Genomic DNA, 19848 nt, shown 5'->3' with positions numbered 1-19848 from the left:
AATCAATACATTTCCTGTTGTTATAAAAACATCTCTCTCATATATTCCACCAGTCATGAATGATTATTAGAACATCCCGAGAACAGTTTGATAGTTATTCTACTTTTCATTATTTCGTGTATCACCATACTCAAAGAGTCCATCGTCTTAATATGAAATATCAAACGTCTTTCTTAATGCTATCTCTCTCTCTGGGTCTTTTGGCCTTAACGGGTTGTGACACAAAAGATGAACCGCAAAGTTCAGAAAACCTTCGCCCTGTTCGCATTGCCGAAGTGTCAACGAACCCAGCAGATTTCCAACATCGGTTTGCAGGTACAACGGCATCATCGTCAACCACTAACCTAAGCTTTCAAGTAACAGGCACCATTGAATCATTCCCTGCAAAAGCAGGTACCTTATTAGCATCTGGCGATGTGATTGCCACGCTAAATGATGATGATCTGCAATTAACACTCGCACAAAATAAAGCCTTACTCGAACAAGCGCTAATGAGTGCACAAGCAAGTACATCTCGCTATAAACGTATAGCCAATTTACACGAAAAGCATTTAGTTTCTGATATGGACTACGACGCATCTAAAGCTGAATATCAGGTCAACCTTGCAAAAGTCGACCAAGCACAGCGTGCCGTTGACTTAAGTAAACAACAAATTAGCTACACCACATTACATGCACAAGGTAGCCACTGTTCGGTAACGGAAGCCCATGCAACAGAAAATGAAAATGTATCTTCTGGTCAAACGATCGCTGTAATGAGCTGTGGTGACGAAATAGAAGTCGTGGCCAATGTGTCTGAAACCTCCGTTTCAAGCCTCAAAATTGGCCAAGATATTTCTGCCGTCATCCATGCGATTAACTCATCGCCAATACCTGCGACTATTTCTGAGATTGGCTTAAATTCGAGTAGCAGTGGCACTTACTTCATTACTGCTACACTAGCATCTGAAAATCGCTTGCTTCGTCCAGGCATGGCTGCCGAGTTATTGATTAATAGAAGTATCTCATATGGTGATAACAGCCTTTGGATACCCATGAATGCCGTTAATGAACAGAACGGCCAGCACTATGTCATGATTTATCAGCCTTTAGAAAATGGGATCGGAACCGTAAAAAAGCAGCCCGTTAACACTGGGAAATTTATCGCTGGGTCCATTGAAATTACTAACGGGTTATTACTCGGTCAACAAATCATCACCGCAGGGCTAAGCCAGATTTATGATGGTCTTAACGTGACGGCTTTGAACGAAGGGAATGACTAATGGACATCACATCATTAGCCTTAAAGAAAAAGCAATTGATGGGCCTTATCGTTCTGGCAGCGATAATACTCGGTATCAGCGCCTTTCGATCCATTCCACAAGCTCAAGATCCAGGCTTTCCAATCCGTACCGCACAGGTAATAACACCTTTCCCTGGTGCATCACCTGAACATGTCGAAGAACTTGTCACCGATAAGTTAGAAAAAGCCATTCAAGAAATGCCTGAACTCGATAGCGTAAATAGCCTATCTAAGTACGGCGTATCAATCATCACCGTCGATATTCAAGACAGCCATAAAGACCTGAGGCCAATTTGGGATAGCCTCCGCAGAAAAGTCGACGGCGTTCAAAGTGAACTCCCAGCCTCTGCGGGCAATTCAAGCGTAAATGATGAATACGGTGATGTGTTTGGCATTGTTATTTCGATAGTAGCGAATGACTACCAATATGGTGAACTGAAAACCATTGCCGACCAAGTCAGAGACGAGTTTCTCCGTCTACCGCTTGTTGGTAAAGTCGATATCTATGGTACGCAAGAAGAACGTATTTATATCGAATATGAAAATAGTCACCTTCAAGATCTCGGATTATCCCCTAATTACCTTACGCAGTTTTTGACGAATAAAAACGCAATTTTAACTGGTGGCGAATGGCAGACTCAGCACGAAGTCATGAGCATTGAGCCCAGTGGTAACTTAGAATCGGTCGAAGCACTGAAGCGTACTTTCGTTCCGCTTCCGAATTCAAACGATGTTTTACCATTAGGCAATATTGCCAATATTTATCGCGGCTATGAAAATCCACCACAATCAATGGTAACGACAAACGGCGATAGTAGCCTGACATTGGCTATTTCAATGATCGACGGTGGCAACATTGTCAAACTTGGTGATCAAGTTTCAGCCTTACTTGAAGATCTTAATCAAAAATACCCATGGGGAGTGGATTTCGAAACTGTTGCTTATCAACCAGAGTTAGTTGAAAACACCGTTAACAACTTCGTTGATAACCTACTCCAAGCAATTGCAGTCGTCTCAGGTGTAATGCTAATAACCTTAGGGCTAAGAACAGGTTTGATTGTGGCTAGCTTAATCCCCGTTACCATTGCAGCCACTATCAGCATTATGTATTGGCTAGGGATCGGGCTTGATCAAGTTTCATTAGCCGCATTAATGATCGCACTCGGTATGCTCGTTGATAACTCGATTGTGATGGCAGAAAGCATCATGACGAGAATGCAGCGTGGGCAAAAAGCCACACAAGCTGCCATTGATGCCGCCAATGAACTGAAGCTTTCACTGCTGACATCATCACTAACGACATCTGCTGCCTTCTTGCCCATTTTTCTTGCCGAATCAACAACAGGGGAATATACCGCGCCGCTGTTTAAAGTGGTATCAATCACGTTACTGGCCTCATGGTTCTTTTCTCTTACCATGATCCCGCTTTTATGTACGTTGTTTTTAAAGATTAAACCGTCTCCTTCTGAACAGACAGAATCAACGGTTTCTGACGACAACCCATTGCCAAATAAAGCAGAGAACCTTTATGGCAAGGCGCTAAACACAGTGCTACATCGCCGATACAGCACATTGGCCGTCGTCTTAATAGCCTTTACCGTTGCTATCTATAGTTTTCGGTTTATTCCCGTGATTTTCTTTCCGCCGTCAGAAGATCCAACCTTCAAACTGGAAATTGAACTCCCCGTTGGCACGCCTATAAGTAAAACAGTAGCGATAACCAAAGAAATCGATGTGTATTTAAATACGTTGAAACCAACAGAGGAACAAGAAGAAGGGTTAACGAACTGGGCTGCTTTTATCGGCAACGGTGGCCCAAGGTATGTACTGTCGCATACAACAAAACCTGCAAGCCCTAACTATGCGCTTTATATTCTCAATACCACCAGCGGTGCTGTTGTTGATGAAATGATGGAGAACATTGATCAGCACATTTTCAACAATTTCCCCGATGTTGTACATAGTACAAGGAAAATCGAAAATGGCGCGGCGATAAGCAATCCCATCGAAGTGAGAATCATGGGTAATGATACCGACCAGTTATTCAGCCTTGCAGATAGTGTGAAACAAAAGCTCGCAACAATGAATGGTACGCGAGGTATTAATGACGACTGGGGTAACAAAACCAAAAACCTATTCGTCAATATCGATGAAGCCCAAGCACAACGCCTAGGCATTAATAATACCGATATCGCTCAAGTGATTCAGGCAAGCACAACGGGGGTTAAAATCTCGGAGTATCGAGAGAATGAAGACATTATCCCGATTATGCTAAAGGCGAGTACGCAACGCTATAACGATGCAAACCTACCCACAAGCATTAATGTCCTCACCCAAAATTTGGATTCGGTGCCAATAGGTCAACTAGCCAAAGCAAACCTTGAGTGGCAGCCTGCACTTATTCCGCGTCGTGATCGTATGAAAACTATTACGGTTGCATCGAGCCTAGCACCCAATGTAACGGCAGCAGAAATCAATCAAGCACTTCGTCCTTGGTTAAACGAGCAACAAGCACAGTGGCCTAATGGTTATCGATGGGAGCTAGGTGGTGTCGCAGAATCATCCGGTAATGCGAATGCATCAATCTTTGCCAAGCTACCTATTGCAGGCATTATTATCCTCATGCTGCTTATGGCTCAGTTTAACTGTATTCGCAAGACAGCCATTATATTGATGACAATACCTTTAGGATTAATTGGTGTGGCATTTGGGTTGCTTGTAACGCAGTCATATATTGGGTTCATGACCCTACTCGGCATTATTTCATTAGCAGGTATAGTCATTAATAACGCGATTGTACTGATCGATCGTATCGAGCTTGAAAAGCAAAATGGACGCACTCACTACAATGCGATTATTGAAGCGGCTAAACGCCGTATGCGCCCTATCCTACTGACTACTGCAACAACGGTCGTCGGCATGATCCCGCTATGGATGGGTGGCGGAATAATGTGGGAGCCAATGGCGATTGCAATTATTTTTGGCTTGCTTGGCGCCACGGTACTTACTTTAGGGGTTGTGCCTGTTCTTTACGCAATTTTGTTTAGAGTAAAGTCAGCCCTTTAACCCCCAAAAGACACACTGACTAACAGTGTGTCTTTTTTCAACTGACCATAATCATTCCGTTACACCAACTACATAAGGGAATTTATTTGGGTGCCGATTGAAATTGTTAGCATTATCGGTAATTTCCCTGCCAACAAATATGCTTAATGCGGCATCCATCGCATCATCGCTTGGCTTGCGGCCATTAATTGACTTAAAAGTATACGCAGCTTCTGATCCTACTGTATATGGGATCATGTCAGGCAATAGTTTCGCTGCAACGGAATCTGCGTATGCAACTGGTTCTGAAATATTATTATCGAGCACAACGGCACGTAAAACAGTGCCTGATATCGCATAAGAACGTGTTAAATCAGAGTCTGGACGATGCTGGGTATGCTCAGATACTTCCATTGGGTTATTAGCCATAAACATATGTGTGATCAACGGATTAGCTAGCCTATTAACCTGTACCCACTGATCGGTGTTGTACATGGCACTGCTGGCGTAAACATAAATATCTTTAGGTAGCATTTTGTTTGGAACTTCAACAACAATCACGCTACTTTGGAAGTCTTTAAACAGGTCTACCCCTTTGTCGAAGGCTGAAAGTTCAAGCTTTCCCTCACCAAGAAGTTTAGTCATGAATCCAATAATCCCTGCGGAATTACCGACGAAGGTATCACGCGCGGCACCCGACCATACTCGTATTCCGTTATCAAATGTTGTTTCTTTTCCCACCTCTGCAGTACCGATCTCTTGCCCTTTGGTCCCAACCCCCTGATTCGCACCTTCAGCGATGCCAAAAACCAATTTATCGCCGTCTAAATAAGCCGTAATCGTCAATCCTTCCCCAGTTAACACTTTGCTACTTGCAATATGGAAACTATATACCCCATTCTCACCAAAAGCCGTTTTGCCATCCTTACCCGTTGTTGGGTTAATATTCATCATAAAAGCCGTATAGCCACCCTGCTCAGACTCAAAAACATACATATCTGTTAGGTCAAATTGCGGATATTTTTTTGCAAGTTCAGTTTCAAAGTGGTGGCTGGCATAAGCAGAAAAAATTTGGCCTACGGTACCGAGTAATAAAACCAGAACAGATGTTAAAGATAGTATCTTGAATTTGTTTATATAAATTGACATTTTGCATTCCTCATTCTGCTATAAAACAAAGACCTTTGTTTTAATTTCACGAATAAAAAGATAAGCAAATTACGTTATAAACCTCATGATTGATTCAAGGTAAACAGTGACAACTAGAAGGTCATTGGCTAATAAAGTTACCTCAAACTTACTAACCTTGCAGATAGTATAAAATACAGTATTAAGGATTTCTCTGTTTGATCCATGATGAATGAGCCATTTTTTATGTCAGATCGTACACATCAAATAGCTCATTGATGCGGAGGCAAAAAATGACAAAGAGTATTGCCAACCCTAATAATGAAGAATACCTCAGTATGACAGATAGCCCTGGTATAGACGTTCTATCCGATGTTTTACGGGCAATACGGCTCTACGCCAGCAGCTATTACTGCGTTGATTTTTCCTCTCCTTGGGGAATAAGTGAACCGCAAGCTGAATGCGGTACATTCCACGCTGTAATTCGTGGCAGTGCTTGGCTTACAGTGCCAGACTTGGACAGCCCTATCTTTCTGTCAGCAGGCGATATCATCGCTTTTCCTACTGGTACCCCGCATCAAATAAGCGAACAACTTAACAGCCGCTTGCTACCTGGCCTTGATGTATTAGAAATGATACAACAAAACGTAAACCCATTTGATTCCGGACAGAGTGTCGTTACCCTATTATGTGGTTACTTCCAGTATAAGAAGAAATCATGGCTACCACTGCTGCGAGATATGCCTTCGATATTGCATGTTAAATCGGGCATTGATCCTAAGCTCGACTGGCTAAATAGCATGGTCAAGATATTAGCGTATGAATCCCGTACTCTTCAGCCTGGGAGTAAAGTCATGGTAGACAGGCTTACCGAGGTACTGGTTATCCAACTGTTACGTTGGCATATGAACAACCAGGAAAACAATACCCCCGGCTACTTCCGGGCGCTCGCCGATACACGCCTCAGCCGAGCACTCAGCCTTATCCACAAACAACCAGCAAAGTCTTGGACAGTAGAAAACCTAGGCAGTACAGTGTCGATGTCACGCACCGCTTTCAGTAACCACTTTCAAGCCATTATTGGTATGACACCAATGGTCTACCTCAGCCAGTGGCGTATGCACATTGCCTATGAACTACTTATTGATAGTAACGAGTCAATGCTTAGTATTGCAGAGCAAGTGGGCTATAAATCCGAGGCGTCGTTTGGCAAGGCTTTCAAGAAAATTACAGGTATCAGCCCGGGGCAGGCTCGTAAACAAGGATAAGTGCTCATTATCATCATTTAGTAAATACGAAAAAAAGCTTCTCTTGAGCAATCCACAAGAGAAGCAAAATCATAAAATGATAAGTTTACATTGGTTTTTGAGCGCTTAATTAAAAGCATGGTTATTATTGCAGAAGCTCGAATTCATTCCAGATAAAATATCCCATCAAATGATGCAATTATTGTCACAATCATTCACATGTAAAGACCATTAGGATGGTATTGGAATTTATTAATTCTGTAAAAAAGCTCGCAACTAAGTTACGAGCTTTTTAATAATAAAATCAGCTATATGCTAGCTATCTTTATTACCTAAATGAAGCCACGTTTCAACCACTGTATCTGGATTAAGTGAAACAGAATCAATGCCCTGCTCCATTAGCCAGTCGGCTAAATCATCATGATCTGATGGCCCTTGGCCACAAATACCCACATATTTACCCGCTTTATTCGCCGCTTTAATTGCCATAGATAACATGGCTTTCACTGCGTCGTTTCGCTCATCAAACATGTGTGCAATATCGCCCGAGTCACGATCTAACCCTAATGTAAGTTGGGTCATGTCGTTCGAGCCAATAGAGAATCCATCAAAGTACTTAAGAAACTCATCGGCAAGAATGGCATTCGATGGCAGCTCACACATCATGATTACTTTCAGTCCTTTTTCGCCACGGCGTAAATCGAACTTAGCCAGTAAATCAATAACCGAAGCAGCCTCACTGACGGTACGAACAAACGGGATCATGATTTCAACGTTCTTCAACCCCATACGGTCGCGAACACGTTTAATCGCTTCACACTCAAGTTCAAAACAATCTTGGAACTGAGGTGAGATATAGCGCGATGCACCACGGAAACCGAGCATCGGGTTTTCTTCCGTAGGCTCAAAGTTAACACCACCGACCAAGTTACGATATTCATTCGACTTAAAGTCTGACATGCGAACAATAACGCGCTTCGGCCAAAACGCCGACGCCAATGTTGAAATCCCTTCTGTCAGTTTCTCAATGTAAAACTCAACCGGATCACTATAACCAATGATTCGTTGGTCAATTTCCGCTTTTAACTCATCAGACTGATCTGCATAGTTAAGTAACGCTTTAGGGTGAATGCCAATCATCTTATTGATGATGAATTCCAAACGCGCAAGGCCGACGCCTTCATTTGGGATGCAGGCAAAATCAAAAGCACGATCTGGGTTACCGACATTCATCATAACTTTAAGCGGTAAACTTGGTAATGCGTCAACCGCAGAGCGGCGAACCTCAAAATCAAGTTGCCCTTCGTAAATGTAACCAGTTTCACCTTGCGCACAAGATACCGTTACCTGCTGGCCTGTTTGCAATAAATCGGTTGCGTTACCGCACCCAACCACCGCAGGAATACCTAGCTCACGGGCGATGATGGCAGCGTGACATGTACGACCACCACGATTAGTAACGATTGCAGCGGCTTTTTTCATCACAGGTTCCCAATCAGGGTCTGTCATATCAGCCACCAACACATCACCAGCCTGCACTTGATCCATTTCGCTTAAGTCAGATACGACACGAACAACACCAGAACCAATACGCTGTCCGATAGCTCGCCCTTCAATTAATGCATGGCCCGTATCATTGAGGTGGAAACGTTCCATCACATTGGCATCATCACGTGAACGTACGGTTTCAGGGCGTGCTTGAACAATGAATAATTCGCCCGTAATACCATCTTTCGCCCACTCGATATCCATTGGACGTTGGTAGTGTTTTTCAATGATCAACGCTTGCTTAGCTAATGCTTCGATTTCATCGCTGGTTAGTGAAAATTGCTGACGCTCTTCTTCAGAAGTATCAAGCACTTCAACTTGTGTACCCAGCTCTTTACCATCAGCATAAACCATTTTAATGAGCTTAGAGCCAATCGTACGGCGCACAACTGCAGGGTTACCGGCTTCAAGCATTGGCTTATGGACATAGAATTCATCAGGGTTAACCGCTCCCTGTACAACCATCTCGCCCAGACCCCACGATGAGGTAATGAAAACCACTTGGTCAAAGCCAGATTCAGTATCAAGGGTGAACATCACACCAGAAGAAGCTTTATCAGAACGAACCATGCGCTGAATACCTGCCGACAGCGCAACGCCTTCGTGATCGAAGCCTTGGTGTACACGGTAAGAAATAGCTCGGTCATTAAACAGTGATGCAAAGACATGCTTCACGGCTTCGATAACGGCATCAATACCACGAACATTCAAAAACGTCTCTTGCTGACCCGCAAAAGACGCATCAGGCAAATCTTCTGCGGTCGCTGACGAGCGTACGGCAACCGAGAGCATGTCGTCGCCTTCCCCTAGTTCGCGGTAGCACTCTCGAATATCATGTTCCAGACTCTGCGGCAACGGAGCCTCAAGAATCCAATTTCGGATAGTGTTTCCTGCTTGCTGTAAAGCATTCACATCATCAACATCTAGTGCATCTAGCAATGTATAGATACGCTTGTTTAGTGAGCTTTCCTCAAGAAACTGATTAAACGCATCCGATGTTGTCGCGTAACCATTTGGCACTTTAACTCCAGCGCCAGAAAGGTTTGCAACCATTTCACCCAGTGATGCATTCTTTCCACCCACTTTATCAACATCATTCATTGATAAAGCATCGTACCAAACAACATTCTGTTGCACGGTGATTCTCCTTTGATTGGATTCAACTGTTTGTATATACGGGCACAAGGGAAACGTTTGCTTTTGCGTTCAAAAAAACGCATTGTTGCTAAACAAAACCCTGCCTACATCAAACAACAACGATAGTTGTGAATGAGGTATAGCTACCCTGTGTAGTTATTGTTATAAGTACTAATACGCTCTAAGTTACAGAATAATTTTAAGGATTCAACTTTCCATGCAACAAAAATCCGATTTTCGTGATGTATTCTACGTTTCTGATGGTACTGCCATCACTTCAGAGACATTAGGCCATGCCGTACTTGGTCAATTTGACATCAAAACACGTCAAACAACGTTACCTTTTGTTGAGAGCATTGAACGTGCCAATATGGTAAAAAATCAAATTGACCTTGCTTATGAAAAAACAGGCGAAAAACCACTCGTGTTTTTTTCAATTGTCATTCCAGAAGTCAAAGCTATCATCGAGCAGACAAATTCGCATTTCTATGACGTCCTAAAAACGCTTGTAGAACCGCTAAAGCAAGATTTGCAGTTAGAACCCAAACCGCAATTGCAACGCTCTCACAGTATTAATAAAGATTCGGCCAGTTATCACGATCGTATTGCTGCGATTGAATACACATTGGCGCATGATGATGGCATTTCACTAAACAATCTTGATCAAGCCGACGTCATATTACTTGGCGTGTCACGCTGCGGAAAAACCCCTACCAGCCTCTATTTAGCGATGCAATTTGGTATTCGTGCCGTTAACTACCCTTTCATTGCTGAAGACATGGCAAACCTAAAGCTGCCAAAAGATATTGAACCATACCGATATAAAACTTATGGCTTAACCATTGATACCGACAGGCTCGTTGCCATAAGACACGAGCGATATGCGAATAGTGAGTATGCGAGCGAACAGCAATGTACTGATGAGCTTAAAAAAGTTGAATCTATGTTCCGTCGTGAAGCGATTCCATACCTCAATACCAGCTCACTGTCTGTCGAAGAGATTTCGACCCGCTTGCTTGATATGAGTGGCCTAAAGCGAAAAATGTGTTAAGCCATTAATGCATGAATTCAGCCAGCTCTTTAGTCTGGCTGAATAATTTCCACCAAATGGCAAAAAGCATCACAATATTGTCAGTCTTTCTAACGTCTCACCACAAATTCTCATATATAAGAGGATTAAATTTCTACCATATCAGTCACTTATTAATTTCTTATTTTTCTCCCTATTATTCATCAAAAAAATATCAATTATWGCAATATGCTTTATTTGAGCTTCAGAAAATATTATAACGAGGTTCCTAACATGATTAGGCCAGCGCTAACAATAATGGCCTCTATAATGCTTTTTGCATGTGGTGGAGGCGATTCAAGCAGTTCAGATCCAGTTATTAACTCTATGGATGATATTGGTGTACGAAAGATTGGAATTGATTTAGTTAATGTTGCAAATGAGTCTGTCGACTTCTTTATTAAAGAAAATGGCAGCAGTAATGCATTATTTGATGATGGTAATAAAGTTGCGACGAATCTAAATAATGATACGAATTACCATGCCATTAGTTGGACATCTGCTTCAGCAATGAGAATTGACCTTGGTGTTCAAGATACCAATACACAAACAAACTTTAGCCAAGTTGATGATGTCGTTTTAAATAATAGTGAAAAGCTTTGGGCTATTGCTTGGCTTGATACAGATGACAATGAGTTAAAGCTTTCAACTACTATTGAAGAACCTTCACCGATAGAAGGAAAATATAGAGTTCGTGTTTTTTCTCAACAAGATACGGTTATCAACGTTGTAGCAAGTGCTATGTCAACAGTGCAAGTCGACAAAGGACAGTTTTCGCCGCACCTAACAATTGAGAACTGTAGCGGAGAACTATATTTTAACACAGAAAGTATTAGTATTTGTGATTTAGATACAGGAAAGTCGTATCTTTTAATTAGTGACGGGGAAGATCTTCTGTTAGCAGAAGAAGAGAAATAATAACAATTATAAAGAAAACAATAACTATAAATAAAGTTGTAACACTTGGGAATAATAATTATAAATAATCATTGTGCTTTAACTTGTAACGCAGGGAATGCCTACAACTAATAATAGTGTTTATCAGCCAGAGTTTGCGTTTTGTACTTTGTACAAATTTGGGGGAAACAACTCAAGGCTAACCATAAATTATGGTTTCAAGCTAAACACACCATATAGTAGGCAGCGGTGGCAAAAGCCCCGATATATARTATCGGGGCTTTATTTTATCTAAAATAGTATTTATCTCGATTATTAGACATCATAATTTTTTATTTAACTTGCGCAGTAACTAATTGCTCTTCATCTGATTTTTTTAAGAATGCATACGTCACACCAGTTACAATCGTACCAGCAGCAATCGCAACTAAGTACATCAGTACTGGTGTTATTGCATTTGGAATAAACAGCACGAATAAACCACCATGCGGTGCCATCAGTTTTGCACCGAATAGCATCGACAATGCACCCGTTAATGCGCCGCCTGCCATACACGCTGGAATAACACGCATTGGATCACGAGCGGCAAACGGAATTGCACCTTCAGAGATAAAGCAAAGCCCTAGAACAAATGATGCTTTACCCGCTTCTGTCTCGCTAGCATTAAACTTACGTTTAGCTAAGAAAGTGGCCAGTCCCATACCAAGTGCTGGCACCATACCCGCCGCCATTACAGCAGCCATCGGTGCATAAGTTTGTGATGCAAGTAAACCAACGCCGAAAGTATATGCGGCTTTATTTACAGGACCACCTAAGTCGAAGCACATCATACAACCAAGAATAACACCCAGTAGTACTGCATTGGCAGAACCCATGTTATTGAGGAAATCGGTCAAACCCGTCATCGCCGCAGACACAGGCCCGCCAACGATATAAATCATGATTAAACCAGTGATCAAACTAGAAACCAAAGGAATGATCAAAATCGGTTTCAGCGCTTCCATCGATTGTGGAAGACTGATTTTTTCGGCAACCAATTTAGCACTGTAACCTGCAAGGAAACCGGCAACGATACCGCCTAGGAAACCTGCTCCTGTCGAGCTTGCTAGCATACCGCCAATTAAACCAGGGGCCAGACCCGGACGGTCTGCAATCGAGAATGCAATGAAGCCAGCCAATACTGGTACCATCAACGCAAACGCTGAACCGCCACCGATAGTCATCAATGCAGCAGCTAACGTACCTTCTTGCTCAAACGCCTTGATACCGAAGACAAACGACAGTGCTATCGACAAACCACCCGCAACCACCAATGGCAGCATATGTGATACACCTGTCATCAAGTGCTTATAAGCACCTGTTTTCTCTTGTTTCTGCTCACCTTGCGATGCCCCACCCGCTTGGTGCTGATAAACGTTTGCGCTATTAAAGGCTTTTTCAAATTCTTCTGTGGTTTTCTTCAGCGCCAGCCCCGTACTGGTTTTATATAATTTTTTACCATCAAAGCGAGCAAGATCGACTTCAATATCAGCAGCGATAATAACTAAATCGGCTTCAGCTATTTCTTCTGCAGTCAGTTGGTTCTTCGCGCCAACAGAACCACGTGTTTCAACTTTAGCTTGAAGACCTTGACGCTTGGCTTCCTCTTCAATAGCTTCTGCAGCCATAAACGTATGAGCGACACCGGTTGGACAAGCGGTAATAGCAACAATTTTCTTAACACCGGCAGATTCTTGCGGATCAATCGCAACCGTCGTTACTTCGGTTAATGTTTTAGCTTGAGAAGCAGCTAGCTCAAGAAATGCTTTTGGATCAGCAAGGCACGCATCAATCGACGACTGGTAAACTTTCTTCCCTTTAAAACGGCTAGTATCAACTGGCGTACTCGCTGCAATAACAACCAATTCCGCTTCATCAATCGTATCAGCTGTTAGCGCTTTTACAGGTACGACGCTTGACTGGCATTCTATGCTTGCTGTCCACTTTAGATCTGCAACGGCTTTTTCTAATAAGCCTGCAGCAATGATGCTGTTTGCGATACCACTCGGGCACGCGGTTACAACTGCAATTTTCATATCTTCACCCTCTAAACCGAATTAGTTGTTCACGTTTGCTAGTTGGACACTTTCTTTTACTTCCAACACCTTCTCGATGTTTTCTACACCGACACCAACTTGGCTTACCGCCAGTGCTGATAGTGCTGTCGCAAATTGCAATGTCTCTTGTTTATTCCATTTATTAAGTTGTCCCCAGCACAAGCCTGCAACCAAGGTGTCCCCTGCGCCAACCGTGCTAACCACATCCATTTTGGGTGGCTGAGAACATAACCAGCCTTCACTGTTTAGCCACATCACCCCTGCCGCACCTAATGACACCACCACATTGGCAATATTTTTAGTCGCCAATTGCTCAGCTGCTGTCATTAACGCTTGTTGATCGTTTAATTCTTTGCCAGCCCAATCAGCAAGTTCTTCCTCGTTGGGTTTAACCAACCAAGGCGACGCCTCTAAACCTGCAGACAATGCCGCTTTACTGCTATCGAAAAATACATGTTTCCCTTTACGGTGTAGCTCTTCTACCCAAGCTGCGCACTGCTCGGGTGATAAGCCTTGTGGCAAGCTACCAGCCATGACAAACACATCATGACTTTTTGCCAACTCAAACAGTGTTTCTTCGAACCGTGCAATGTCGTTATCGTTAACTCTGACACCAGGGAAATTGATATCGCTAACACGACCGCTATTCTCAACTAATTTCACATTGATGCGAGTCGCCCCTTCTACACGAACAAACGCATCGTTGACGTTAATCTGTTCAAATAGCTGGCAGAAGGCTGCTTGGTTATCAGCCCCCAATAGACCCGTCACCGTGACATCAGCACCAAGTTCAGCCAATACTTTCGCGACATTAACCCCTTTACCAGCAGGATGAAGGCTGCCTTGATTTACCAAATTCACAGAACCAACTTCAAGCGCATCTAAGCTGCCCGTTAGATCTAACGCCGGGTTCAGCGTGATCGTCACAACTTTAGGTTTTGATATGGTAGTCATTATTTCCCCTCACCCAAACCATCTGCGATAGCTTCGCCAATCGCGGTAAGTGCTTGTTCTGCATCGTCACCTTGCGCGGTAAATTGCAATTGATGACTATGTTTCACGCCTAAGCCAATGACCTTCATCAAGCTCTTAGCATTCACCGTTTTACCGTCGCCATTTAGGTTAGAAACCAAGATTGCCGATTCGAATTTCTTCGCGACGCTTACCAACATTGCACCTGGGCGGGCGTGTAAACCATGTGAGTTACGAATCGTGAAGACTTCAGTATTACCTTCAATAGTTTCTTCCGTTAGTAACGAAACAACTTGATCAGCAGTCGCGCTGAACAATTTGTCAGCCTGCTGCTTATAAAGCAGTTGTGACAGGTAATTCATGTTATTCAGGTGAGAACCATTGCATGCAGCAATCATTAGCAAGCCTTTTACTGGCTGGCCTTGTTCTTCAAAAACATGCGTTGGTGTGGCAAAAGCTAACGTCGTTTTAGATACACCTTTAGCGCTCTTTGCCAACCATAGCCCCTGTCCTATATGCGTCGCTCCATTGGCAATAGCATCCGCAACACATTCTGTACTCGCTGCGCCATGGTTCTTAATAAGGCCTGCAGCCACTGCTGTTAACTGAATCACATCCGTTGCCGGAAATTGAAGCTGAACCAAAGACGCATTAAAGTCGGCTTCCAACTGAGTTTCACCATTTAAAATAGCGATAAGCTCGTCTGCACTCGTACTCGACTTTAACTTTTCTTCTACGCCATCTGCCGACAATACTTTCGTGAGCTGTTTGAGAATGCCAAGATGCTCGTCAGATTTAGCGGCAATACCAATAGCAAGATAAGCTGTTTTACCGTCACCCCAACTCACACCTTGTGGGAAATGATGGACACACACGCCCGTTTTTTTCACTAAATTACGGGTATCCGTTGTGCCATGTGGGATTGCAATACCATTGCCTAGAAACGTCGAATTCTGCGCTTCTCGATTTAGCATGCCATTGACATAACCCGGCGCGACTAGCCCCTGTTGTTCAAGGCCTGCTGCAATAGCTTTTATTGCTTCTTGTTTGTTCGTTGCAGCTTGCTTTAGCTGAATATCACTCGTTGATAATGACAACATGCATTCACTCCGCGTTATTAACCTGTGGCTAGGTATCAGCCTAATGTTCAGTTTAGTTGATGCTTTACATACCGACTGAATCGATTCAGCATCAAGTTCAATAAAAGGTTTCAGCATAGAAATTTAGATTTTGATACCTTTGCTGAAACCATTCAGCTGACATGCTGAATGGTTTCAGCTAATATTGCAATTGTTCTAGCCAAGATCATTTGCGAATATATGATCAAGTGCACAAATTAGATTTAGCTCACCACGCTATTGCTTAGTGGTATAACGATAAGAAGTCAGAATGAAACTAGATGAGATCGCAAAACTTGCTGGGGTTTCACGCACTACCGCAAGCTACGTTATTAACGGTAAGGCAAAAAAGTATCGGATCAGTGAAAAAACCCAGCAAAAAGTCATGGCTGTGGTGAACGAACATAACTTCCGCCCTGATCATGCTGCAACTTCATTACGTGCTGGCAGTAGTCGATCATTTGGTTTGATCATTCCTGATCTTGAAAACAGCAGTTATGCCAAACTTGCAAAACTGTTAGAAAGCAATGTTCGTAAAGCGGGCTACCAGCTGATTATCTCTTGTTCTGATGATGACATTGAAACAGAAATGAAAGTTGCAGAGCTCCTGCTTAGCCGCCGTATTGATGCCCTGTTGGTAGCCAGTGCCCTGCCCGCTGACAACAGCTTCTACAAACAGATTCAGGCCAGCGGCGTTCCAATCATTGCCCTTGACCGAGCATTAGATGACGAAACGTTTGCTTCCGTGATCAGTGAAGATCTCGACGGGGCATTCGCCCTTACGGAAAGCTTATTGGCTAAAAATATTAACAGCATTGGCTTGGTGGGTGCGGTCCCAGAACTAGGGGTATCGAAAGAGCGTGAACAAGGCTTTCTTTCTGCCATTCGAGCCAATAGCACGCGCGATAATAAACCGGAAATCCCGACAATAATGGCTAACGGTGAACATTTTAGCCAGCAAGAAGGCCAAAAACACGTTCAGGAATGGATCGACAACGGCACCATGCCCGATGCTATTTTGGCGACCTCATATACCCTCTTCGAAGGTGTGCTTGATTGTTTATTAGCAAACCCTGAACTCATGAGCAAAACCCAACTCGCCACTTTTGGTGATAACCGATTACTCGATTTTCTTCCAATAAAAATCCAATCTCTTCCTCAGCAGTTCGAGTTGATTGCCGACAATGCGCTTGAACTGACATTAAACGCGATTGCTGGGCGCTATCAAGCCGGTGTTGAGGTCGTGCCGAGGAAAATTAAGCATCGTTAGCAGATAACAATGTATTTCATACACAGGTAAGCTTCGTATATCCGCAAAAGCACTCTCATGCATTTGCCACCGCTCATTGCCTATTTTCGAAGCTTACCAAGCACCCGAAAGTAGGCGGACACATCGCTTACACTCTAGAATACTACGCAGTACACGCCCCGACATGGGGCGGTGAAGGTCAGGGCGAGGCATATACTGATAGGGTCTAAATTAATCAATATAAATAGCTACTTCATGCGTTTAAACGTCATTTTACCCAATTTGTACAACCGTTTTAACTGCTCGGCGGTATCAAGTTTCTTGTGCTCTAATCGTCTGCGGTTCAGTTGAGTATTCACACCGTTTTCAAACTCCGCCAATAAGCTTTCTGCAACCAGATCGAGATTATACGGCTCACGACCATCTTTAACGCAAACAGGTATACATTCATCGGGTTGTAATTGTTCAACATTAAACGCTATTGCAGCGTTAATCGTCTGCTCTTTTAACGACGTTGGCACAGTATAGTTATAAGGCGGTAACCATTCTGTTTCTGGTTTAAGGCGATCGACCTGATTCAATAATAAAATGGTTGCTGGGCGTTTTCGGCTGCGGTTTTCCGGCAATTGATAAAACGCATTTAGTTTTTCGTTGAATTGAGTATCACGTTGACGCGCAGGTTGGTTCGCTTTGACTACCCACAAGATAATATCGCTGTTTACAGCATGATTCAGAATAGTCTCTTCGTTTTCAAGGCTACCATCTAGCCCAGGCAAATCCACTAAGTGGATAAAATCAACACCATCGATTTCACAACGATGAATAATGGCCTTATCTGTCGATGGTAATACATGGGTTTCTGCAACTAAGCTTCCCACGAAAGCATTGATAAATGATGATTTACCGGCACTTACCTGTCCAATCACAACAACACGTAATGGCTCAAGAATACCTGCATGATGCGCATCGTCTTCCTGTTTTTGAAGGCTTGTTGGTAGCTCATTCACTGTTGCGCTAAAGCGGCCGCTGTATAAATCAATGGCTACAGAGATAACTTCTTGAAGAAAGACACGCTTTAGCTGCAGCTGAACTTCGTCACTCACCTCATCAAAAATCTTACCAAAGATCTGCCCTCTCGCTTCAGCTAATAAGCCGGCAGGCGTCATGGCACGAAATACACGATAGATAGAATAAACTTGCTTGGCTTTATCTAACTTGTCTTTATTTTGGTAGCCGTATTTGAGCGTCGATATACTCAGCTTTTCAGCAAATGGGACGTGGTTAAGCAGAAAATGACGATAGCGTCGGCTGACTTCCTCTAGCATCAAAAGAAACTCAGGCGCTGTAAACGCTAATTCGCCAGCTTGTTTATCTTTATTATAATGACCTGCAACTTCAAAGCATAAGTGCCAACCATGGTCTCGAAGAGACCCCCATGAAGCATCTTGCTGTAATAAGATAGGAATTTGTTGCTTAATGCCTTTGAATGCCTGCTTGTCGAATTCCCCCCATTCAGCAGATGGCGCAACCTCATAATCACTCATTATCAGCTCATCACCCGTGAGCACTTGCTTAGCTTTTCTGGCTTGCCATACGTAAATGGCGAAAACCAAAAGGGCACTACTCAGCACCGATGCAGCTAACACGAGCCACAAATCATCACGAAAGACAGAGACAAGGCCAATGACTGCTAATACCAAAACGGGGAATACCACAGCCAGCAGCAATAAGGGAATGACGCCACCAGAGAGCTTTGCCATTAATCCCAAACTATTCGTTGTTCGTTTCATGTTTATCTCGGCTCTCTTTAGCTTGCTTCAATGCTGACTCGAAGACAGCCTTGATCTCATCTGGCGAAACAGGCTCTCCCTTACTGATATGGTATAAATACATACATGCTGCTCGGCCAATGGCATAAGTCACACCAAAGCTGATCGCCGCTGCCACTGCGCTACCAATCGTCTGGCCATAAACTGGGATAAACTTGGCAATTTGCCGAGCCCCTAGCTTGGTGAGGTACTTAACCGCAAAGCTCCCGCCCAGCAAACTGGCAAATTCGGTAAAGCGTTGCTTGTTCCATTCAACCCCGTAGTGACAACCCAAGCTGTGTAGCATTTTACCTTGTATTGCAGGCACACTAACCAACCCTACAGCTGGCAATACATCTGAAGCACTTGCTGTACTGGCATACCACATAATTTCACGTTGCAGTTTGGCAAAGTTCTCAGCTTCGTGGCTTTTATGTTGCTGGCTATCAAGTAACAAAAACAGCATCGGCAGCACATCACTCAAACTCTGCATTAGCTCAGCTTGACCATAGAAGTCATTCGCTGCTGACTCTTGTTTTATAGAGCTTGATTCTGCAAAGTATGCTTCGACAAAGTCGACGCTGGTATGTGGACAAGCTTCCCCCCACACCGTCTCGACTTGCTGTTGATTGTAATCAACCGCTTGTAAACGCAGTGCCTTAGCAAGGGCTAATACACCGGTATGAACCACTAGCACCTGCTTAATTTGTCCGTCTTTACGAATCTGCTTTAACGCCCTAATCACGTCGCTCTGCTCTGGCTCTTCCGCTTTCATCACCACAATCAGCGCATTGCTTTGTGCTTGGCATTGGGCTATATCTTCACTGGCATCGTAGCTTGCTTCAGATAACCCACGAGTATCAAGAAAACGAATTAACGGGTTGGTCGCAGGAAAGGAATAGGTAAATGAAGATTGCGTACAAGGTTGAAAGCCATTACCAATATCGACTGAACTATCACCCGTAACCGCTTCAATCAGCGAGGATTTACCTGCACCGGTTTTACCCAGCAACCAAAGTGTTGGTAAGTACACCTGCCAGCTGGCTGAAGTCGGCTTTAAATCGGCCATGGTCGAAGGTGTTATATATTTATATATCTGCTGAAAAAACTGATGCACTGACACACGAAAATCCTATTTCAAACAACGATATTTGCGTCATTATCTTAAAGACAAAAGACTCTGATATGACTATATCAAATCAGAGCCTTTTACCTAAGAATAAAGCGTAACTGTTCTTATAGCGTTCTAACT

At 43.4% G+C, this 19848-nt stretch carries 13 protein-coding genes; 6 read left to right on the top strand and 7 right to left on the bottom strand.

Going from position 1 to position 19848, the window contains the following annotated elements; genetic code table 11:
- Positions 1-152 precede the first annotated feature (152 nt).
- Together L4D78_RS27135 and L4D78_RS27130 are read left to right on the top strand one after the other, a co-directional pair.
- The gene (locus L4D78_RS27135; protein ID WP_428469819.1) at positions 153-1262 is read left to right on the top strand and encodes an efflux RND transporter periplasmic adaptor subunit; all 1110 of its coding nucleotides are present in this window, start codon (positions 153-155) and stop codon (positions 1260-1262) included.
- Complete coding sequence (locus L4D78_RS27130) at positions 1262-4348, top strand: efflux RND transporter permease subunit (RefSeq protein WP_428469818.1); 3087 nt, start codon at positions 1262-1264, stop codon at positions 4346-4348. Before L4D78_RS27135 ends, L4D78_RS27130 begins: the two co-directional genes overlap by 1 nt.
- A gap of 51 nt (positions 4349-4399) precedes the next feature.
- Here the strand turns inward: L4D78_RS27130 and L4D78_RS27125 are convergent, their stop codons facing one another.
- Positions 4400-5476, bottom strand: a complete 1077-nt coding sequence (locus L4D78_RS27125; RefSeq protein WP_428469817.1) for a DUF4331 family protein — start codon at positions 5474-5476, stop codon at positions 4400-4402.
- Between the two features lie 272 nt (positions 5477-5748).
- Between L4D78_RS27125 and L4D78_RS27120 the strand changes: the two genes are divergently transcribed.
- Positions 5749-6723, top strand: coding sequence for an AraC family transcriptional regulator (locus tag L4D78_RS27120; RefSeq protein ID WP_428469816.1), 975 nt, complete (start codon positions 5749-5751; stop codon positions 6721-6723).
- 294 nt (positions 6724-7017) lie between these two features.
- On the opposite strand, the gene ppsA is transcribed toward L4D78_RS27120, so the two are convergent.
- Positions 7018-9387 (bottom strand): phosphoenolpyruvate synthase, encoded by a 2370-nt coding sequence (gene ppsA, locus L4D78_RS27115; RefSeq protein ID WP_428460266.1) that lies wholly within the window; start codon positions 9385-9387, stop codon positions 7018-7020.
- 217 nt (positions 9388-9604) lie between these two features.
- Between ppsA and ppsR the strand changes: the two genes are divergently transcribed.
- Together ppsR and L4D78_RS27105 are read left to right on the top strand one after the other, a co-directional pair.
- Positions 9605-10438 carry a posphoenolpyruvate synthetase regulatory kinase/phosphorylase PpsR gene (ppsR, locus tag L4D78_RS27110; RefSeq protein ID WP_428469815.1) on the top strand — a complete coding sequence of 278 codons (834 nt, stop codon included), beginning with the start codon at positions 9605-9607 and terminating at the stop codon, positions 10436-10438.
- A gap of 252 nt (positions 10439-10690) precedes the next feature.
- Complete coding sequence (locus L4D78_RS27105; protein ID WP_428469814.1) at positions 10691-11374, top strand: hypothetical protein; 684 nt, start codon at positions 10691-10693, stop codon at positions 11372-11374.
- A gap of 311 nt (positions 11375-11685) precedes the next feature.
- Here the strand turns inward: L4D78_RS27105 and fruA are convergent, their stop codons facing one another.
- The 3 genes from fruA to fruB are packed head-to-tail and all read right to left on the bottom strand — an operon-like array spanning position 11686 to position 15521.
- Positions 11686-13428 (bottom strand): PTS fructose transporter subunit IIBC, encoded by a 1743-nt coding sequence (gene fruA, locus L4D78_RS27100; protein WP_428469813.1) that lies wholly within the window; start codon positions 13426-13428, stop codon positions 11686-11688.
- Positions 13429-13449: 21 nt separating this feature from the next.
- Positions 13450-14403, bottom strand: coding sequence for a 1-phosphofructokinase (pfkB, locus tag L4D78_RS27095; protein WP_428469812.1), 954 nt, complete (start codon positions 14401-14403; stop codon positions 13450-13452).
- Positions 14403-15521 carry a fused PTS fructose transporter subunit IIA/HPr protein gene (gene fruB, locus L4D78_RS27090; protein WP_428469811.1) on the bottom strand — a complete coding sequence of 373 codons (1119 nt, stop codon included), beginning with the start codon at positions 15519-15521 and terminating at the stop codon, positions 14403-14405. Before fruB ends, pfkB begins: the two co-directional genes overlap by 1 nt.
- Before the next feature lie 289 nt (positions 15522-15810).
- Between fruB and cra the strand changes: the two genes are divergently transcribed.
- Positions 15811-16809 (top strand): catabolite repressor/activator, encoded by a 999-nt coding sequence (gene cra, locus L4D78_RS27085; protein ID WP_428469810.1) that lies wholly within the window; start codon positions 15811-15813, stop codon positions 16807-16809.
- Between the two features lie 227 nt (positions 16810-17036).
- Here cra and L4D78_RS27080 read toward each other — a convergent pair whose 3' ends face one another.
- Entirely contained in the window at positions 17037-18578 is a 1542-nt protein-coding gene (locus tag L4D78_RS27080) for a GTPase family protein (protein WP_428469809.1), read from the bottom strand.
- Complete coding sequence (locus L4D78_RS27075) at positions 18559-19719, bottom strand: YcjF family protein (RefSeq protein ID WP_428469808.1); 1161 nt, start codon at positions 19717-19719, stop codon at positions 18559-18561. The genes L4D78_RS27080 and L4D78_RS27075 overlap by 20 nt, the downstream gene beginning before the upstream one ends.
- Between the last annotated feature and the right edge of the window lie 129 nt (positions 19720-19848).

This window comes from Photobacterium minamisatsumaniensis, assembly GCF_050336695.1.
Taxonomy (GTDB): domain Bacteria; phylum Pseudomonadota; class Gammaproteobacteria; order Enterobacterales; family Vibrionaceae; genus Photobacterium; species Photobacterium minamisatsumaniensis.
Note: the sequence above shows the minus strand (reverse complement) of the source record. Positions and strands in the feature narration are given on the sequence as shown.

Excerpts from the sequence above, each read along its gene's own strand:
- L4D78_RS27135 (WP_428469819.1), top strand. The coding sequence starts at position 153 with ATGAAATATCAAACGTCTTTCTTAATGCTATCTCTCTCTCTGGGTCTT.
- L4D78_RS27130 (WP_428469818.1), top strand. The coding sequence starts at position 1,262 with ATGGACATCACATCATTAGCCTTAAAGAAAAAGCAATTGATGGGCCTT.
- L4D78_RS27125 (WP_428469817.1), bottom strand. The coding sequence starts at position 5,476 with ATGTCAATTTATATAAACAAATTCAAGATACTATCTTTAACATCTGTT.
- L4D78_RS27120 (WP_428469816.1), top strand. The coding sequence starts at position 5,749 with ATGACAAAGAGTATTGCCAACCCTAATAATGAAGAATACCTCAGTATG.
- ppsR (WP_428469815.1), top strand. The coding sequence starts at position 9,605 with ATGCAACAAAAATCCGATTTTCGTGATGTATTCTACGTTTCTGATGGT.
- L4D78_RS27105 (WP_428469814.1), top strand. The coding sequence starts at position 10,691 with ATGATTAGGCCAGCGCTAACAATAATGGCCTCTATAATGCTTTTTGCA.
- fruA (WP_428469813.1), bottom strand. The coding sequence starts at position 13,428 with ATGAAAATTGCAGTTGTAACCGCGTGCCCGAGTGGTATCGCAAACAGC.
- pfkB (WP_428469812.1), bottom strand. The coding sequence starts at position 14,403 with ATGACTACCATATCAAAACCTAAAGTTGTGACGATCACGCTGAACCCG.
- fruB (WP_428469811.1), bottom strand. The coding sequence starts at position 15,521 with ATGTTGTCATTATCAACGAGTGATATTCAGCTAAAGCAAGCTGCAACG.
- cra (WP_428469810.1), top strand. The coding sequence starts at position 15,811 with ATGAAACTAGATGAGATCGCAAAACTTGCTGGGGTTTCACGCACTACC.
- L4D78_RS27080 (WP_428469809.1), bottom strand. The coding sequence starts at position 18,578 with ATGAAACGAACAACGAATAGTTTGGGATTAATGGCAAAGCTCTCTGGT.